The 15,489-nt window shown below is 35.6% G+C and carries 20 protein-coding genes; 5 read left to right on the top strand and 15 right to left on the bottom strand.

The genetic code is table 11. The annotated features are described in order from the left end of the window. Positions 1–44: 44 nt before the first annotated feature. Together RBB48_RS03830 and RBB48_RS03825 are read right to left on the bottom strand one after the other, a co-directional pair. On the bottom strand, positions 45–206 hold the full coding sequence (locus RBB48_RS03830; protein ID WP_306007379.1) for a hypothetical protein: 162 nt from the start codon (positions 204–206) through the stop codon (positions 45–47). 95 nt (positions 207–301) lie between these two features. Further along, positions 302–862, bottom strand: coding sequence for a hypothetical protein (locus tag RBB48_RS03825; protein WP_306007378.1), 561 nt, complete (start codon positions 860–862; stop codon positions 302–304). Between the two features lie 211 nt (positions 863–1,073). On the opposite strand from RBB48_RS03825, the gene RBB48_RS03820 reads away from it, so the two are divergent. After that, positions 1,074–2,204: a site-specific integrase gene (locus RBB48_RS03820; RefSeq protein ID WP_306007377.1), complete on the top strand. Its 1,131-nt coding sequence runs from the start codon at positions 1,074–1,076 to the stop codon at positions 2,202–2,204. Positions 2,205–2,338: 134 nt separating this feature from the next. Continuing rightward, positions 2,339–3,580 (top strand): nucleotidyltransferase, encoded by a 1,242-nt coding sequence (locus RBB48_RS03815; RefSeq protein ID WP_176546123.1) that lies wholly within the window; start codon positions 2,339–2,341, stop codon positions 3,578–3,580. Positions 3,581–3,604: 24 nt separating this feature from the next. Here the strand turns inward: RBB48_RS03815 and RBB48_RS03810 are convergent, their stop codons facing one another. Continuing rightward, complete coding sequence (locus tag RBB48_RS03810) at positions 3,605–4,630, bottom strand: SepM family pheromone-processing serine protease (RefSeq protein ID WP_000476311.1); 1,026 nt, start codon at positions 4,628–4,630, stop codon at positions 3,605–3,607. After that, a complete protein-coding gene (locus RBB48_RS03805; protein WP_000662602.1) occupies positions 4,623–5,414 on the bottom strand; it encodes a patatin-like phospholipase family protein in 792 nt (263 codons plus the stop codon). Before RBB48_RS03805 ends, RBB48_RS03810 begins: the two co-directional genes overlap by 8 nt. A gap of 113 nt (positions 5,415–5,527) precedes the next feature. Between RBB48_RS03805 and ylbJ the strand changes: the two genes are divergently transcribed. Then, positions 5,528–6,757 carry a sporulation integral membrane protein YlbJ gene (gene ylbJ / locus RBB48_RS03800; protein ID WP_088064314.1) on the top strand — a complete coding sequence of 410 codons (1,230 nt, stop codon included), beginning with the start codon at positions 5,528–5,530 and terminating at the stop codon, positions 6,755–6,757. On the opposite strand, the gene coaD is transcribed toward ylbJ, so the two are convergent. Both coaD and rsmD read right to left on the bottom strand, forming a co-directional pair. After that, the gene (coaD, locus tag RBB48_RS03795) at positions 6,749–7,240 is read right to left on the bottom strand and encodes a pantetheine-phosphate adenylyltransferase (protein WP_000200598.1); all 492 of its coding nucleotides are present in this window, start codon (positions 7,238–7,240) and stop codon (positions 6,749–6,751) included. The two genes, ylbJ and coaD, sit on opposite strands and share 9 nt — an antisense overlap. Continuing rightward, on the bottom strand, positions 7,237–7,803 hold the full coding sequence (gene rsmD / locus RBB48_RS03790; protein ID WP_001266975.1) for a 16S rRNA (guanine(966)-N(2))-methyltransferase RsmD: 567 nt from the start codon (positions 7,801–7,803) through the stop codon (positions 7,237–7,239). The genes coaD and rsmD overlap by 4 nt, the downstream gene beginning before the upstream one ends. A 530-nt stretch (positions 7,804–8,333) precedes the next feature. Here rsmD and RBB48_RS03785 point away from each other — a divergent pair. Then, positions 8,334–8,723, top strand: coding sequence for a DUF7147 family protein (locus RBB48_RS03785; protein ID WP_000616012.1), 390 nt, complete (start codon positions 8,334–8,336; stop codon positions 8,721–8,723). A 55-nt stretch (positions 8,724–8,778) separates the two neighbouring features. Here RBB48_RS03785 and RBB48_RS03780 read toward each other — a convergent pair whose 3' ends face one another. The 6 genes from RBB48_RS03780 to RBB48_RS03755 form a co-directional block, all read right to left on the bottom strand. Beyond that, positions 8,779–9,045, bottom strand: coding sequence for a YlbG family protein (locus RBB48_RS03780; protein ID WP_002080814.1), 267 nt, complete (start codon positions 9,043–9,045; stop codon positions 8,779–8,781). 126 nt (positions 9,046–9,171) lie between these two features. Then, a complete protein-coding gene (locus RBB48_RS03775) occupies positions 9,172–9,621 on the bottom strand; it encodes a YlbF/YmcA family competence regulator (RefSeq protein ID WP_000634355.1) in 450 nt (149 codons plus the stop codon). A 116-nt stretch (positions 9,622–9,737) separates the two neighbouring features. Further along, positions 9,738–10,310 (bottom strand): histidine phosphatase family protein, encoded by a 573-nt coding sequence (locus RBB48_RS03770; RefSeq protein WP_033657734.1) that lies wholly within the window; start codon positions 10,308–10,310, stop codon positions 9,738–9,740. Between the two features lie 82 nt (positions 10,311–10,392). Beyond that, a complete protein-coding gene (locus RBB48_RS03765; RefSeq protein ID WP_001200991.1) occupies positions 10,393–10,638 on the bottom strand; it encodes a YlbE-like family protein in 246 nt (81 codons plus the stop codon). A gap of 11 nt (positions 10,639–10,649) precedes the next feature. Beyond that, a complete protein-coding gene (gene ylbD / locus RBB48_RS03760) occupies positions 10,650–11,099 on the bottom strand; it encodes a YlbD family protein (RefSeq protein WP_001143337.1) in 450 nt (149 codons plus the stop codon). A 186-nt stretch (positions 11,100–11,285) separates the two neighbouring features. After that, positions 11,286–12,320 carry a CAP domain-containing protein gene (locus RBB48_RS03755; protein WP_097889654.1) on the bottom strand — a complete coding sequence of 345 codons (1,035 nt, stop codon included), beginning with the start codon at positions 12,318–12,320 and terminating at the stop codon, positions 11,286–11,288. Positions 12,321–12,526: 206 nt separating this feature from the next. Between RBB48_RS03755 and RBB48_RS03750 the strand changes: the two genes are divergently transcribed. Then, positions 12,527–12,892: a YugN family protein gene (locus RBB48_RS03750; protein ID WP_001160938.1), complete on the top strand. Its 366-nt coding sequence runs from the start codon at positions 12,527–12,529 to the stop codon at positions 12,890–12,892. Between the two features lie 46 nt (positions 12,893–12,938). Here the strand turns inward: RBB48_RS03750 and RBB48_RS03745 are convergent, their stop codons facing one another. The 3 genes from RBB48_RS03745 to ctaF form a co-directional block, all read right to left on the bottom strand. Beyond that, the gene (locus tag RBB48_RS03745) at positions 12,939–13,937 is read right to left on the bottom strand and encodes a formamidase (protein ID WP_000535797.1); all 999 of its coding nucleotides are present in this window, start codon (positions 13,935–13,937) and stop codon (positions 12,939–12,941) included. Positions 13,938–14,164: 227 nt separating this feature from the next. Then, a complete protein-coding gene (gene ctaG / locus RBB48_RS03740; protein ID WP_000069010.1) occupies positions 14,165–15,070 on the bottom strand; it encodes a cytochrome c oxidase assembly factor CtaG in 906 nt (301 codons plus the stop codon). 85 nt (positions 15,071–15,155) lie between these two features. Then, positions 15,156–15,488, bottom strand: coding sequence for a cytochrome c oxidase subunit IVB (gene ctaF, locus RBB48_RS03735; RefSeq protein ID WP_000985692.1), 333 nt, complete (start codon positions 15,486–15,488; stop codon positions 15,156–15,158). Position 15,489: the final 1 nt, after the last annotated feature.

Raw genomic sequence — 15,489 nt, 5'->3', positions numbered from 1 at the left:
ACATATTTTTGCCAAATAAAAAAGAGAGCATTGGCTCTCTTTTTTTATATTCCTGTTCCTGGATCATAAGATAACGGACTTCCACCTCCGCCACCTGAATCAGAAATTACTTTCCATCCTGTACCTGGCTCTTGATTATGTCTCAAGCCACCACCGCCTGGCTCAATCACTCTGTGACCACCAGGATCTTTTGTGAATTCTCCCATGTTCTCCCCTCCTTTATTAAATATACAGATATTGTAACCGATTTCCTTTATATCTGTATATTTATAAAGACAAAACAAATCTTAAATAATTTTACTTATTCTTCGTCGAAGGCCCATCCAGCTATTCCGAAATGAAGTCCGTGAAATCTAATATCAGCTCCACCTAACGGCATTACCCTTGATTCAATATCCATTCCAGGTCTAATCGGTATCTCTACACCCTTTTCCAACGCCACAACAAAACCAGTAATGTCACATGGTAAATCGCTAACGTTGAAAGTAGTCGCTGGTATCAGTGGATTTCCTCGATCCACTACATCTATTGAGAACATTGGATCATTTGAGTTACCTATCCCAATAACTTCAAGATAGAATTCCATCACTGTAATTGTAGCTATACGTGAAGGTTTAAGATAGGGACCATAAGAAAGATATCCTGGGACACGATGTATTCGTAACCATTCTCTAAAATTAGGAGGTTCTACATACCCCAGTGGTAATTGACCACTTTCGCTAGGTGTTGCTTTCTTATGAGTATATATTTGATCTTGATTTAGACTTCCAGTCCAATCAAAAGGTGTCGTCCCCATTTTAGTTTTATGATTTAATGTATTTGATGTTTTAATAACAAACGAAGCTTGACTATTATGTTCCATTTTTCCATTCCCTTCTACAAATTCGCATTCAAATAATATCCTCCCCATAAATTAATTAATTTAAAAGAGTTAGCTTATACATTTTACCTTTCTTATTTTCTGGCTTTAATTTTCCTTTTACAGAAATTAGGATTACATGCTATCATTTCTTATACCACTTACCACATATCACAACTTGTATCTAGAAAACGATTATGACGAGGTGAAAATCATGGCATACTTTCGTAAACGTGGTGAGAAGTGGTCTTTTACTATGGATGTCGGCAAAGACCCACTCACAGGGAAACGAAAACAAATCACTAAAGGTGGTTTTAAAACAAAGAAAGCCGCCCAGGAGGAAGCAGCAAAAGTAACAAATGATTTAGCAAATGGAGATTATGAGAATAGTGAGATTCGCTTTTCTCAACTCGTAGAAATCTGGATGCAAGAGAAAGAAACATCATGTAGACCATCAACATTGTATCAATACAAACGCATTCTACGCTCACGCGTTATGCCTGAATTTGCCGATAAGAGGTTATCAGATATAAAACCCCTTACAGTGCATAATTTTCACCAGAAGCTGCTTAAAGAGGGGCTAACTACAAAATACATTTCATCGGTTGATGTTATGTTAAAACAAATCCTTGATAAAGGTGTAGAGTTAGAAATGATTAACTCTAATCCTGCCAAAAAAGCAAAGCGGCCAAAAGTGAAAAAGAAAGCGCAAGCTAGTTGGACAATTGAACAAGCTATGAAGTTTATGGAGTATGCAAAAATAAAAGGCAGTTACTATATTGCATTTGTTTTGGCATTGCATACAGGCATGCGTATTGGTGAGGTATTAGCTTTACAGTGGGATGACATTAATTTCGATAATAAAGCAATTCATGTACAACGAACGTTAACACTCGTGGATGGTAAATATGAATTAGGCGAGACAAAAACAGAAGCATCTAATCGTGTGATCCCGATGACGGAAGAATTAATGGAAGAATTGTTGGAGTATCAAAAGCATAAAAAAGAGAATTCATTTGATTTATTGATTTGCACGAGAAATAAAAAAATCGTGCATCCATATACGATACGTTACCAAATGAAAGCTTTGTGCGAAGCAATAGACGTACCGTATATTAGATTCCACGATATCCGAAGAACGTTTACAACTATTTTAATCGATTCTGGAGCAAATGCAAAGGTTGTTGCAAAATTACTTGGTCATACAAATGTTTCCACGACTTTAAATATTTATACGGATACGTATGAAGAACGTCAAATTGAAGCGACTGAAAAGCTCGGAAATGTACTAAAAAGTGATCGAAGTGGTCAAAATGTGGTCAACGGTGAAAATCATGAGGGGTAAACCCCGTGGTATAAGTGATATAATGCATTTATAGTGTAAGTTTTTTCTTTACACTATAATGAAGTCATCATAGTAAATAATATATAGAGTATCACGTTTTTGAAAAAGATGCTACATCGAAAGGAGAGATTACCATAAAAGCCAGTGGTATTGTTGTTGAATATAACCCTTTTCATAACGGTCATGATTATCATGTGCAACAAACAAAAAAGTTAACACACGCCGATATTACAATCGCTGTTATGAGTGGCCCTTTTTTACAGCGTGGTGAGCCAGCACTCATATCCAAATGGTATCGTACCAAAATGGCCTTATCATGCGGTGTAGACCTTGTTGTAGAGCTTCCATACGCCTTCTCAACACAAAAGGCTGAAACCTTTGCAAATGGCGCTATTTCTATTTTAAACGCCCTGCGTGTTTCTGAAATTTGTTTCGGTAGTGAAGATGGGCAGATTGAAAATTTTCATAACACCATCTCTGTGCAAAAAAATGAAGAAGATACTTTTAATCGTCTTGTAAAGCAATTTATGAATGCAGGTAACAGTTACGCAAAAGCTACATCTGAAGCCTTCCTACACATTTTACCATCCGAAAAAAACATAGACATGTCACAACCGAATAACATATTAGGATTCCAATACATGAAATCAATTTTCTTACAAAATAGTTCTATGCAAGCACAAACGATAAAAAGATTCGCATCTCATTATCATGATGAAACATTTAGCGACCAACATATTGCAAGCGCAACTAGTATTCGTAAAAAACTTTTTAGCGAAAATAGTTCTTTTACAGAAATTGAGCCTTTTATCCCAAAAGCGACTGCTTCTCTTTTAGCAAGTTACAAACAAAACTACGGGATATTACATAATTGGGAACAATACTTTTCATTTTTCAAATACAAACTCATGACGATGTCTCCAGAAGACTTACGACATATATATGAAATAGAAGAAGGTTTAGAGCATCGTATTTTATCAAAAATACAAAACAGTTCCTCCTTCCATTCATTCATGGAAGCATTAAAAACGAAGCGTTATACATGGACTAGATTACAAAGAGCTTGTACACACATTTTAACAAATACAACAAAACAAGAAATACATAGCGCAAATATAGAGCAGCATGCACCGTACATTCGTCTACTAGGCATGTCACAAAAAGGACAAACTTACCTTTCAAAAAACAAGAAAAAAATAGAGCTTCCCATCCTTACCCATACAAAAACATTTGACCATCCTACTTTACATATAGAGCGAAAAGCCAATTCTGTATATTTCTCCATCATGCAAGAACCATTACGAACACAACTACTAAAACAAGATGCAACACACCATCCAATTCGTTATGATGAAACAACTGCAAAATTTCTATAAAAAACCTCTCTTTTTCAGAGAGGTTTATTTTTTCTCGCCCATTTTTTCCAAATACAGCAATGCATCATCCAGCGTATCAACTGGTACAACTTTCATTTTTGTTTTAATATCTTTCGCAGCCTCAAGCGCATCTTTATAATTCGATTTCTCCGCACCTTTTTCATTTGGCGCAAAGAACACTTCAGCACCAGCATCACTTGCAGCAACCACTTTTTGCTGAATACCACCAATCGGACCAATTTCTCCCTTTTCATTTATCGTCCCTGTTCCAGCTATTTCATGCCCTCTTGTTAAATCATCTTCCACAAGTTGATTATATATTTCTAATGTAAACATTAGGCCTGCCGATGGTCCGCCTATTTCATGAGAATCAATTTTCACTTTCGGATCTACCATTAATTCTCTTTCAGTAACGATAGAAACCCCTATACCAACACGCCCATTTCCATTCGGAATGGTCTTTACATTTAAATTTTCTTTTAACTGTTTTCCATTTCTCTTGTACTCAATATTTACTGCTTCCCCTTCTTTTTTCCCTGTCATATATTCAATAAATTGCTCCGTCTTTTCAAATGTTTTTCCGTCGACAGCTATGATGACATCTCCAAGCTTAAGCTTTCCTTCTGACGGCATCCCTTTCGCTACTCCTGCAACCAATACACCTTTATTTTCAAAAGAAACAGTACGGTTTGCACGTTTATACGCATTATAGATTGCTGCATTTTGCGAATCTTTCATCGCATAATTTTGGCGAAATTGATATTCTTCATCACTCTCACCTTTTTGCAATATTTCTTCCGCTTTCGAAATATGTGTATATTTATTAAACTGTGCCGCTATTAAATTCACCACATTTGCTGGTCCCATTGAAACCGTAACAAGCATAAAATCACCGGATTCTTTCGTTCCACCCTCAACTTGAACGTAAGGCTCTAATTTGGCCGCCATTCCTGGTTTTGTTACATAATACGGTAAACGTACGTAAACAAGTAACATCGCCAATATAACCCCTATTAAAATTGCATATATAAACCGAAAACGCTTAAACATTATGTTTCTCCTTCCACTGCTCAATTAATAAATAAATATTTGCAACATGTTTTTCCGCCTCTACTTCTCCAACTCGAATAATGTCTTCAATGTTTGTAAAAGCACGTGAACTAAATTGTTCTACAGCTGGTCGCATCATTAAATCCGATGCAATTTGTCGATTCATCACCAGCTCATGTTGCATAATTTCAATACTCTGCATAATTACATCATAAATAGACGTAACCTCTCCATTCACTTTAATCGGCGATACATCAACAGCAATAACAATATCGGCACCTAACTCTTTCACAACCGATACTGGAATGCGATCAATCACTCCGCCATCCACCAATAATCGTCCATCTATCTTTTCTGGTACAAACACTCCAGGTACAGATATGCTAGCTCTCACAGCCTCTGCAACAGGACCACTTGTAAAAACTACTTTTTCCCCCTTCAAGATGTCAGTAGCCACAACAGCCGTCGGGATATCTAACTCTTCTAAATTTTTATTATATGTAAACATTTTAATCATATCTTTGACACGTTTTCCAGCAATAAATCCCATTTTCGGAACTGTAAAATCTAAATAATATTTCCTCTTAAAAACATTTGCCAGTTTATACAACCTTTCAACGTTTGAGCTAGCTGCATAAAACGTACCTACTAAAGCCCCCATACTACTTCCTGCAATCATATGAATCGGTATACCATTTTCTCTTAAAACTTTTATAACACCAATATGCGCAAACCCTTTTGCGCCCCCAGATCCAAGAGCTAAACCAATTTTCGGTTCTTTCATTTTTCTCACCCTTTAATTTTTTTCATTCCTTTTTCATACTTATGGTCTAAATGCACTACGTATCCACGTATACTGAAATGAACGTTTTTTGGGACAAAGGGGGATTTACTTACATGTATGAAAAATGGAAAACGGCTTTTCTTACCCTATCAACACTATTTTTAACCTTTTCTCTTGTACTTCACCCCCAAGCTGCTTTGCAAGCTTCCATTCGAGGGTTAAATATATGGTGGGAAGTTGTATTCCCTTCACTTTTACCGTTTTTCATCATTGCGGAACTTCTAATTAGTATTGGTGTTGTAAAATTTATAGGTGTTATATTAGAACCACTCATGCGACCACTTTTTCGCGTTCCAGGGATAGGCGGATTTGTTTGGGCAATGGGAATGGCTTCTGGATTCCCTGCTGGCGCCAAATTAAGCGCTAGACTACGTAAAAGTAATCAGCTAACACAAATCGAAGCAGAACGCCTCGTATCTTTTACAAACTCATCTAATCCACTTTTTATTTTTGGAGCTGTTTCTATCGGTTTTTTCAATAATCCGAAATTAGGAATCGTATTAGCTGCTGCACATTATTTAAGTAACTTTGCCGTCGGGTTATTGATGCGTTTTTACGGCAATAACAATATTTCCACGAAGGATCAACATCCTACTAAAAAACGTCCTTTTCAAAACCCTTTTTCAGTCCTACACGAGACGCGCATGCAAGAAAAAAGACCATTAGGAAAATTACTTGGGGACGCTATCGTTTCTTCTATTCAAACGTTACTTATGATTGGTGGATTTATTATTTTATTCTCTGTTTTAAATAAAATGATTACTGTATTTCATATTACAGCAGCACTTTCTTTTATTATGCAACATATTTTATCATTCTTCCAACTAACTACAGAATTTAGTATTCCAATCTTATCAGGCATTTTTGAAATGACACTCGGTAGCCAAATGATTAGTCAAATAAATGAAACACCCCTCCTGCAGCAAGCTATGGTAACAAGCTTTATTTTAGCGTTTAGCGGCCTTTCTATTCAGGCACAAGTTGCTAGCATATTAGCTGAAACAGACATCCGATTTAAGCCCTATTTTTTCGCACGAATTATCCAAAGTATTCTGGCTCCTATTTTTACTTTTATATTTTGGAAACCATTTTATGAAAAAGTAAGCTCTTTTTCACCTATGCAAAAAGATATCCCCGTATTTTTATCGAATCATTCTTCTATACTGCAAGAAATTTGGACATCTTTTGTACACTATGGACCGATCTTTACTTTATTTTGTTTATATGTATATGTTATCTTATTATTTTTTCGTAGCAACAAAGAAAAACCCCGTTCACTTTAACGGGGTTTGAAACTTTTCTTTTAAAGCACGTTCTACAACAGGAGGTACAAGATCTACTACGCTTCCTCCATATCTCGCAACTTCTTTTACAATGCTCGAGCTTAAAAATGAATATTGGTTATTTGTCATAATAAAAAAGGTTTCAATATTTTCATCTAATTTTCGATTCATAGAAGTAATTTGCATCTCATATTCAAAATCAGAAACCGCTCGTAACCCACGCAAAATCGCATTTGCATTACGCATTTTCGCATACTCCACTAGTAGTCCACTATGTGAATCTACTTTTACATTCGGGATATCCTTTGTTGCTTCTCGAATTAAATCTAAGCGCTCTTCAACTGAAAAGAACGGTTTTTTTGACGAGTTGTTTAAAACTACTACGTATACCTCATCAAATACTTTTGCTCCCCTTTTAATAATATCCAGATGCCCAAGGGTAATTGGATCAAAACTTCCCGAAGAAATAGCTATACTAGTCATTCCGTCCCCTCACCTTCATACTTATAAATCGATATTGCTGTAATCCCATAATTTTCAGCTCTTACTTTTACAAGACTCCCTATAGAATCAGGTAAAACCACATCATTACCATGCTCTGACATAATTAATCCATCTCTATGTAGCAATCCATGTTGATCCATCACACTAATTAAAGATACAATTTTTTGATCTTTATATGGAGGATCAATTAATATAAGATCGAATGATATTTCACGTTTTATAAGAGCCTTTACCGCACGTTCTGCATCATTTCGATATACTTCAGCTTGTTCCTGTATTCGACAACTTTCTAAATTTTGATGGATTACTTTTATCGCTTTATTATCTCGATCAACAAAAATTGCTTTATCAATCCCTCTACTTATAGCCTCGATTCCAAGACCACCACTACCGCCAAATAAATCAAGAGCGATACCACCATCAAAATAAGGACCTATCATATTAAAGATTGATTCTTTTACTTTATCTGTCGTTGGACGTGTTGTATTACCTGGCACCGCTTTTAGTGGATGCCCTTTACATTTTCCTGAAACTACTCTCATCTGTTGTCACTACCTTTATTTCAATCTATCGAGCAATTATAGAAAACCTTTCTCCATTCGGTAACCGCTACCAAACTATACTATTCCATGAAATTTTCCATTCATTTCTCAACGAACAATAGGAGAACTTTGGCTTAAAATAACCGCTCTGCATTTTTATGTATTCATCTCACCATGCGCTAACACGAACCCAATATGTATATTCGTTTCACTTTATCTTTTTTATCCTATCATAAAATAAAAAAAAGAAAAATAAAAAGCCAAACATAAAATTTAATTTCATGATGTATATCTTCATTTAGATTGGACATAAATAATTATAACAACATCACCTTCGATGTTGTTGCCAACCGCGGAGAAGACTTACGTTTCCCCATAAGTTCTTCCTCCGGTTTCTCCTCTCCCTTTGCCTTCTTACTAGTACATGCTAGTATAAGAAGGGCCCTGCTTTGCAGGGTTTTTTTTCTTTGTCTACTTTTCATTTAAAAAGTGAGATGGTACAGTAAGTAAAAGAAAGAGGAGGAAAAAATATGATTCAACGCTTTATAGAACTCGGAGAAGGCTACTCTGATTTATATGAATTACTTGAAATTGCCAAAGCAAATCAAGAACGTATAACACATATGTTACAATTTGAAACGATTAAAAATGAAAAAAAAGTGTGCTCACTTGTTGTAATATTAAAACCAACTACTACTGGTGATTTCCAACCATTATACATATGTCGTGAAGGCATTCCTGTACTTGAAAATAAAAAAAGTAAACGCGTCATTTTATTTGAAGAAACGGCAGAACAACTAGGAAGAAAAGTGACTACCTTTACGGTAAAACCATCCACAACTTTCCCAGAAAAAGAACTGTTTTTCAATCATTTAATTGGTATTTTACGAATGAATAATTTCATTCCTCCAATGAAATAAAGTGTTATTTCAAGTAAAAAAATCCCCTACTAAAATTAGCAGGGGATTTTTTCTATTAACTATAATCGTATTCTTTTGCCCGATCAGGACGTGAATTTTCAAATTCCGTTTTTAAATACGGGCGGTACGACTGTTCTATCTTCTTCACAAAAGGAAGTTTGTTCAACTTTTGCATCATATGCTCAATTTGTTCCATATCACAATATACTACTGCGTATTTTAAGCGTTTTGATATGTAATGTATGTTACCATATTTCCTTAAAATCTTGGCATGTTTCAATGAATGTAAATAAACAATCATACTTTGTCGTTGCCCGAACATAATCTTCTCCATCTTCTCCTTTTAAAAACATATATTTTATATTTTATGAAAACCAATCAGAAATTTATGACATTACAGGACAAACTCTGTATACGTTTTCTTCTATCTTCTAAAAAACGGGGTAATTTACCCCGTTTTACAGCCACAACCTCCGCCGGTACCACAACCGCCACCACAGCCACCAGCATCAAAAAATGGATTTCCTGTTGGAACTTTGATGGAAGAAGACACCTCAGAACCGATTGCTACACTAACTTCATCTAACAACTTTTGCAAAGCTGTTTCTACTCGTTTAAAAGCTGCAACCTTATCATGTAAGTCTACAGAACGCTTTAACTCCCTCATTTTCGTCGAAACGAAAGTATAATCAGGATGGTATTTACCGAAACGTTGCACTTCTTCATATCGTTCTTTCATCGCTGTAAATTGCTGAATTAACGTCTGAACTTCCATATCTTCATGCAATTCTTTATAACACTTACGATAGTCTTCTGCTATATCTGAACAGATAATCGCTTTTGCAAGCTGCTCTGCCTTATCTAATATCAATACGCTTTCCAGCGTCGCTACAATCATGAGAGACACCTCCGAGTATTCATCATACCACATTTAGAATAGAACTACTAATTGAAGTGTCTCACTAAACAGAAAGATATCACTCTAACTATTTTCCGTATAATCCCAGCACATACTTATACATTAATATGTTCCGCAATATTATATTTCAGAACATCCCATTTCCCACTATTTTCTTTCACATAACTAATACATGCATTTTTTAATGGTGTCTTAAACGAAATATCTTCCGGTGCAATTGCATGTAAAATTGCTTTTATCGCATGTGAATGAGCTACAATGATAATACGTTTGCCAGAATGGGTTTCTGCAACATCTTTTATAGCAGCAAAGCAACGGGTTACAATCTCTTCATCTTGCTCCATACCTTCTACTTTACCTTCTGCAATTAGCTCCCTAACAGTCGCAACCGGCTTCCCAGAAGCTTCACCAAAATTACGTTCAACAAATCGCTCATCTAATAAAATCGATTGCAATCCTGCAGCCCCTGCAATTTCCTTAGCTGTTTCGTGCGCTCTAATTAATGGGCTACTTATAATTACATCCCATGCTTCCGCTTGCAAAGCAACTGCACTTTGACTTGCTTGCTTCTTTCCCACTTCATTAAGTGGAATATCTTCACGTCCCTGAATAATCTCTTGAAAATTCCAATCAGTTTGTCCATGTCGTACTAAACAAATTTCCGTCATGCTCATGCTGCAACTCCTTTTTAAATAATCCGCTTCTATTGTATCAAAAGTTCTGCATGACGGACATAGTTTTCCCTTCCAATTATGTTGTATTTTGCTGCTTCATATACTGAAACATATCGATCATAATGGAGGCAACTGCCAATTGGTTTTGAAATTTCTCAACTTTATCTGGTATCGTTTTTTTGAAATGCTGCATAGCCGCTAACTCAAATGCCTCTTTTTCTTCAGGGTTTCGCGTTAGTTTTCTATACCAGTACGGTTGCTCCCTAATATAGCGAGATAAATCCTCATCAGCCTTTATAAACTCCATAATTTCTGCTCTCATCCGCTTTCCCCCTAATCCTTCTGAAAGAAAAATGGATTATTTTCGGAAGTACTTTCTTCTTGCCGCGCGGGCTTCCCTTGAAATTGTTGAAAAACTTGTTGCACACTACCAATAGCACTCGTCACATTAGCTAAATGGTGTTGCATCTGTTCCACATCTAGCTTTTTAAAGAAAGAAAGCATTTGTCCCATCACATCAGCAGTTTTTTCCTCTTCAGTTCGATTATCTTTTTCTTTTTCTTTTTCTTGTTTATTTTCTTTTACCGAAGAAAAAGCTGGCGCTCCATCAGGCCTAAAAGTTGCCCATATCGGATCTTCTTCACCAAGTAAGTACCATTCTTCATAAAACTGTTGCCAAGTTTTGTGACCACTTCTAACCTCATGAACCATTTTAGGGTGATGGTTTACAAACTCTTTAAACTGTTGAACCGATGGATGTAACGGTCCTTTTGTTGTTGGCATAATCCTCACCTCTTCATGTATATCTACTATATAGTAAGAAAAAAAAGGCACATGGTTCGCCTATTTTTAGACGATTCATGCACCTTTTTATCCTGCTATTTGCATACGGTAAGATTCCGACCTACACTTCAGTGAATACGAAGTACTTAAACGTGAGGTTTCCCCTACACAACTTAAAATTTCACTTTATTTTCGAATAAAGTTTTGTGTATAAAACTTATCGTATACCCCAACACCTAATCCTGTAAATTGTTCATTTAATACATTCTTTCTATGCCCTTCACTATTTAACCAACCTTGCACCGCCGCAATTCCATCACTATGTTTCGCCGCTATGTTCTCACCAGCAAGTTGAAACCCTACTTTCCCGCGCTGTAAACGATCTCCTAACGTACCTAGTGTAGGTGAATCGTGTGAAAAGTAATTATTATCCTTCATATCTTTACTATGCCCTATAGCCACCTCTGCTGTTTGTTGATCCCAAGCTAACAGCGGTAACTTATGGCGACTTCGAATAATATTTGTTAAATCAAAAATTTGTTGCATATTCCCATTCTCTATTTGTTTCATTTTATCTGGAGTCAATGGTTGTTCAGCTAGTAATTCACCCGAATAAACAAGCTGATACGGTCTTTGGCGTAATAACGTTTCATCATCCATATAACGAACACCAACAAGCTCATGTGTAAAATGATCAAAATATAATTGTGCCCAGCCATCTTCTACAGGTATTAATGGTTGTTCCATCACTTCCGTGTCAGATAACTCAAATTGATAACTATTTTTCCCTCTTTTTAACGAAATCTCATGCGAGAGTGGATTCTTTTTATACACTTCTTCATACTTTTCATTTATATAATAAGGCGGCACCTTAACCTGCTCACCAGCAACATACGCCGTTACAACTTTTCGTTCTGCAACTCCAAATTGAACATACTTAGTTAAATCTTGATTATATACCCACCATTCATATCCGTAAGCAGATGGCTCTATTCGAGATGGTTCGCCCCATTTTGCTAATAAATTTTCAGAGTCCCCACCAATCATATTTAAAACAGTATCGGAAGAGTCTTCATTTACTTGTTTTTTCTTTTTCACAATTTTATTTTCTTGCTTTGATTGAGATGGGGTTAATATATATTGTGAAACGAGTAATTTCCCGTATAAATCAACAGCTAAAATTAAAAATGTAATCATTACGATACGCAATAATTTCTTCAATCGATATACCTCCTGCACAAAACATAAAATTGAGATATACACAAATCCTTTTCTTTCCTTTTTTGTGTGTACCGTACTCTTTTCACTATATCATATTTTCGCAAAAAAAGTCTGGATTCTACCTTTTCTCTCAATATGAATTGCACTTTCTTATTATTCATACTATTATAAAAATAATGATGTAACATGAAAAGAGGAGGTATTATATGCAATTTACAAATACGAAATTTAATGGGGCAGTCGTTGATTTAACACTATTAACAGAGATTATGGAAAAGAACCATTTTGTACTTGCTGGACAGTGGGATTATGAACGAGTTACATACGATTATAAATTTGAAATATTAAATGATATTTATTATTTGCGCGTACAAGGTTTGGCTGTTGAAGGTGATGTTGGTAGCAGACACGCTGAAATAAAGCTACTTCCTCCCTTATTAGGAAAACATTATTATCCTCACGGCGTTGAATATGGTGATGGTGAAACTTTCCCAACGAATGTACTTCAAAAAAGCGAACAACTCCTACAAAATATCGAAAAAGAGTTAAAAGAGTTCCAAATCATTGAGTAAATAGAAAAAGCGCATCATATTGATGCGCTTTTTCTATTTATCTTACTTAAGAATGAATCGTCTTTTTGACTGGATACCCATAAATAGTTCCATCCTTTACTTTAATCTCATCTTCCCAAGGAACCTTATATTTACCTTCAGCTAAATCTTTTACAAACGTATACGGGTTTTCTTTCACCCCTCCAGGAGTCGCTACATATCCCCTTGAACCTAAATTATATATATTATTTTCGAGACCCCATCCTAATCTAGCCTGATCTGCTAGCTCTGGATATACTTCGGCAGTAACAATCTCCCAAGGATTTCGGTGTCCCTGCACTAAAGTAGTCCCATCAAAATTACAAACTTGTCCTTCACCAAAGTAATAAAATACCCCATCATAACCCGCTAAGTTCACTGACAATGTATACATTAAGTTTTGCCATGCATTCGAACGATTAGTTAACATCCATTGTTCACTAACTTGTGTGCTATATCCAGAAATACGAATCAAGACATTTGCACCTTTATAAGCTGCTTCACGAGCTACTTCAGGAAACATACCATCATGACAAATACAAACAGCTAATTTACTTCCTCCAGGTCCATCACAAACAGGTAAGCCTAAATCTCCAGCTTTCCAAGGTTCGACTGGCACCCAAGGATTTAGCTTACGATACTTCAAAATCATTTCACCTTGTGGATCAATAATTATTGCTGTATTATACGGTTCTCCACCATCAGGGTTTCTTTCCATTATAGAAAAAACACCATATACCTCAGACTCTTTACATGCCTCAGCAAACAAGTCTGTTTCTGGCCCAGGAACTGTACATAAAAACTCTTCTGTAGTCCATTTTTTTGTATTAAGCCCTTGTGTACTATATTCTGGAAATACTATCAATTCCAATCCAGGATACCCTGATTTAGTTGAATGAATTGTTTTTATGATCTGTTTAATTTGTTTATCAATGTCTGCACGTGACTCTACTACCGGTACTGGATATTGTATTAATGCTGTTAAAAAACCACTAATTGGCTTTACCATACTTCCACTACTACCCATTTAAATTCCCCCTTAAAATAGTTCTTGTTTATTAAAGATAACAATATAAATTTGTAACTCTCTAAAAAACTTGCACTACACATGGAATTATTACGTATTAAAGCTAGTAGTAAATCTTATATCCACTTTTAGTACATGCCTACACTAACTTAACATGAATAAATTGAAAATTCAATCTTTTATAGTTTACTAAAACTATAAAAGTGTATGGAAACCCATACACTTTTTTACTTAGTCTGTAAATATGGCGGTAATTGTTGCAACTGCTCTTTATCTTTTTCACGCTCTCTACGTGCCCACCTAAAAAATACATAACCAATAATCGTACCGTACACTATTTCCTGGACAATTTTCATAATGATGCCACCTGTTTGTTGATCTTGTACGACTGGCATCCAGTGTAAAAATTCTGGTCCAGTTATATTTAAATCAGATAAAGTTCCCGCTGGTACACATAGTTCCATCGCCTTCATCCAAGCAGCCGGATCCGTATACGTTGCAAATAATGGCGCCGTCGCAAAAATGATTAACGCGCAAGCTGGCGTTAATAATATACCGTTAGCAAACATATAACCCAGTTTCTTTATATCACTTAACGTTTGATATTCTGGTAATGGATTTAGCATCGGCCACCACATCATGATTGCCGTAAAGAACAATATAGCGAGACAAATAGGATGAGCAATTTGACTTTGTTTTACTGTATCAAAAACAACTGGTAAATGATAAAAAGAAAACAGGCCATTAAATACAAACAATGCAATAAGTGGCTTAGCAAATATCTTCAATATAATTTGAACGAACTTAAAAGAAGTAATATAACGATATAACCAAACTGGTATACCAAGCAACAATAACGGTGGAACTGCAATATACATAACTGCCATTTCAAACATATGTGCACTAAATATAATATGACCAATTAAATCAATAGGCCCTCCCTTTACAAAATACAAAAGAACAATCCCGGTCGTAAAATAAAAAACTTGCTTCTTACTTACCTTTTTCGCATGTTCAAATCGCATTCTATATGGCCCAATAATTAAAAAGTACCCGATAAGGATCGAAAGCATAAATAGTAAAAAGATTGGACTCCATAGAGCTTGAAAACCAAATATCCACAAGTTACTCATTGTCACACCTACCTTCTTAAGGTTATCCTTTCACATAACATGAAGAGGGAGCTGTGACGACACAAGCTCCCTTATTCTTCACTTTTCAAATCCACACAATTGTCATAAAAGCTAAAATTGTAATTAACCCGATCAACAGACCAGAATAAAGAAAGAAACTTGCCGCTTCATGTCCTTTATGACTCATATGCATAAAATAATACAATTGAAAAATTACTTGTACCACTGCTAATAGTAAAATAAATGGTACTGAGAAAGTCGGACTAAAAGTTTTCGGATATGCGACTGCTGCAAATGCAACTAATGTTAAAAAAATCATTAATGCAAATGTAATAACTTGATGCTTCATTTCCTCCGCACTTTTTCTCTTCCGATAAACAAGATCAACTTTAGGATTATTCATTTGCTTTATCGCCATT

Origin of the sequence: Bacillus sp. MMSF_3353 (assembly GCF_030733445.1) — a bacterium.
Lineage (GTDB): Bacteria > Bacillota > Bacilli > Bacillales > Bacillaceae_G > Bacillus_A > Bacillus_A wiedmannii.
The sequence above is the reverse complement of the archived record's forward strand: the minus strand, read 5'-3'. Positions and strand labels throughout refer to the sequence as shown.

What these genes read in the sequence shown, in the direction of transcription:
- RBB48_RS03830 (WP_306007379.1), bottom strand. Translation starts at nt 206, where the DNA reads ATGGGAGAATTCACAAAAGATCCTGGTGGTCACAGAGTGATTGAGCCA.
- RBB48_RS03825 (WP_306007378.1), bottom strand. Translation starts at nt 862, where the DNA reads ATGGAACATAATAGTCAAGCTTCGTTTGTTATTAAAACATCAAATACA.
- RBB48_RS03820 (WP_306007377.1), top strand. Translation starts at nt 1,074, where the DNA reads ATGGCATACTTTCGTAAACGTGGTGAGAAGTGGTCTTTTACTATGGAT.
- RBB48_RS03810 (WP_000476311.1), bottom strand. Translation starts at nt 4,630, where the DNA reads ATGTTTAAGCGTTTTCGGTTTATATATGCAATTTTAATAGGGGTTATA.
- RBB48_RS03805 (WP_000662602.1), bottom strand. Translation starts at nt 5,414, where the DNA reads ATGAAAGAACCGAAAATTGGTTTAGCTCTTGGATCTGGGGGCGCAAAA.
- ylbJ (WP_088064314.1), top strand. Translation starts at nt 5,528, where the DNA reads ATGTATGAAAAATGGAAAACGGCTTTTCTTACCCTATCAACACTATTT.
- coaD (WP_000200598.1), bottom strand. Translation starts at nt 7,240, where the DNA reads ATGACTAGTATAGCTATTTCTTCGGGAAGTTTTGATCCAATTACCCTT.
- rsmD (WP_001266975.1), bottom strand. Translation starts at nt 7,803, where the DNA reads ATGAGAGTAGTTTCAGGAAAATGTAAAGGGCATCCACTAAAAGCGGTG.
- RBB48_RS03785 (WP_000616012.1), top strand. Translation starts at nt 8,334, where the DNA reads ATGATTCAACGCTTTATAGAACTCGGAGAAGGCTACTCTGATTTATAT.
- RBB48_RS03780 (WP_002080814.1), bottom strand. Translation starts at nt 9,045, where the DNA reads ATGTTCGGGCAACGACAAAGTATGATTGTTTATTTACATTCATTGAAA.
- RBB48_RS03775 (WP_000634355.1), bottom strand. Translation starts at nt 9,621, where the DNA reads ATGATTGTAGCGACGCTGGAAAGCGTATTGATATTAGATAAGGCAGAG.
- RBB48_RS03770 (WP_033657734.1), bottom strand. Translation starts at nt 10,310, where the DNA reads ATGACGGAAATTTGTTTAGTACGACATGGACAAACTGATTGGAATTTT.
- RBB48_RS03765 (WP_001200991.1), bottom strand. Translation starts at nt 10,638, where the DNA reads ATGAGAGCAGAAATTATGGAGTTTATAAAGGCTGATGAGGATTTATCT.
- ylbD (WP_001143337.1), bottom strand. Translation starts at nt 11,099, where the DNA reads ATGCCAACAACAAAAGGACCGTTACATCCATCGGTTCAACAGTTTAAA.
- RBB48_RS03750 (WP_001160938.1), top strand. Translation starts at nt 12,527, where the DNA reads ATGCAATTTACAAATACGAAATTTAATGGGGCAGTCGTTGATTTAACA.
- RBB48_RS03745 (WP_000535797.1), bottom strand. Translation starts at nt 13,937, where the DNA reads ATGGGTAGTAGTGGAAGTATGGTAAAGCCAATTAGTGGTTTTTTAACA.
- ctaG (WP_000069010.1), bottom strand. Translation starts at nt 15,070, where the DNA reads ATGAGTAACTTGTGGATATTTGGTTTTCAAGCTCTATGGAGTCCAATC.
- ctaF (WP_000985692.1), bottom strand. Translation starts at nt 15,488, where the DNA reads ATGGCGATAAAGCAAATGAATAATCCTAAAGTTGATCTTGTTTATCGG.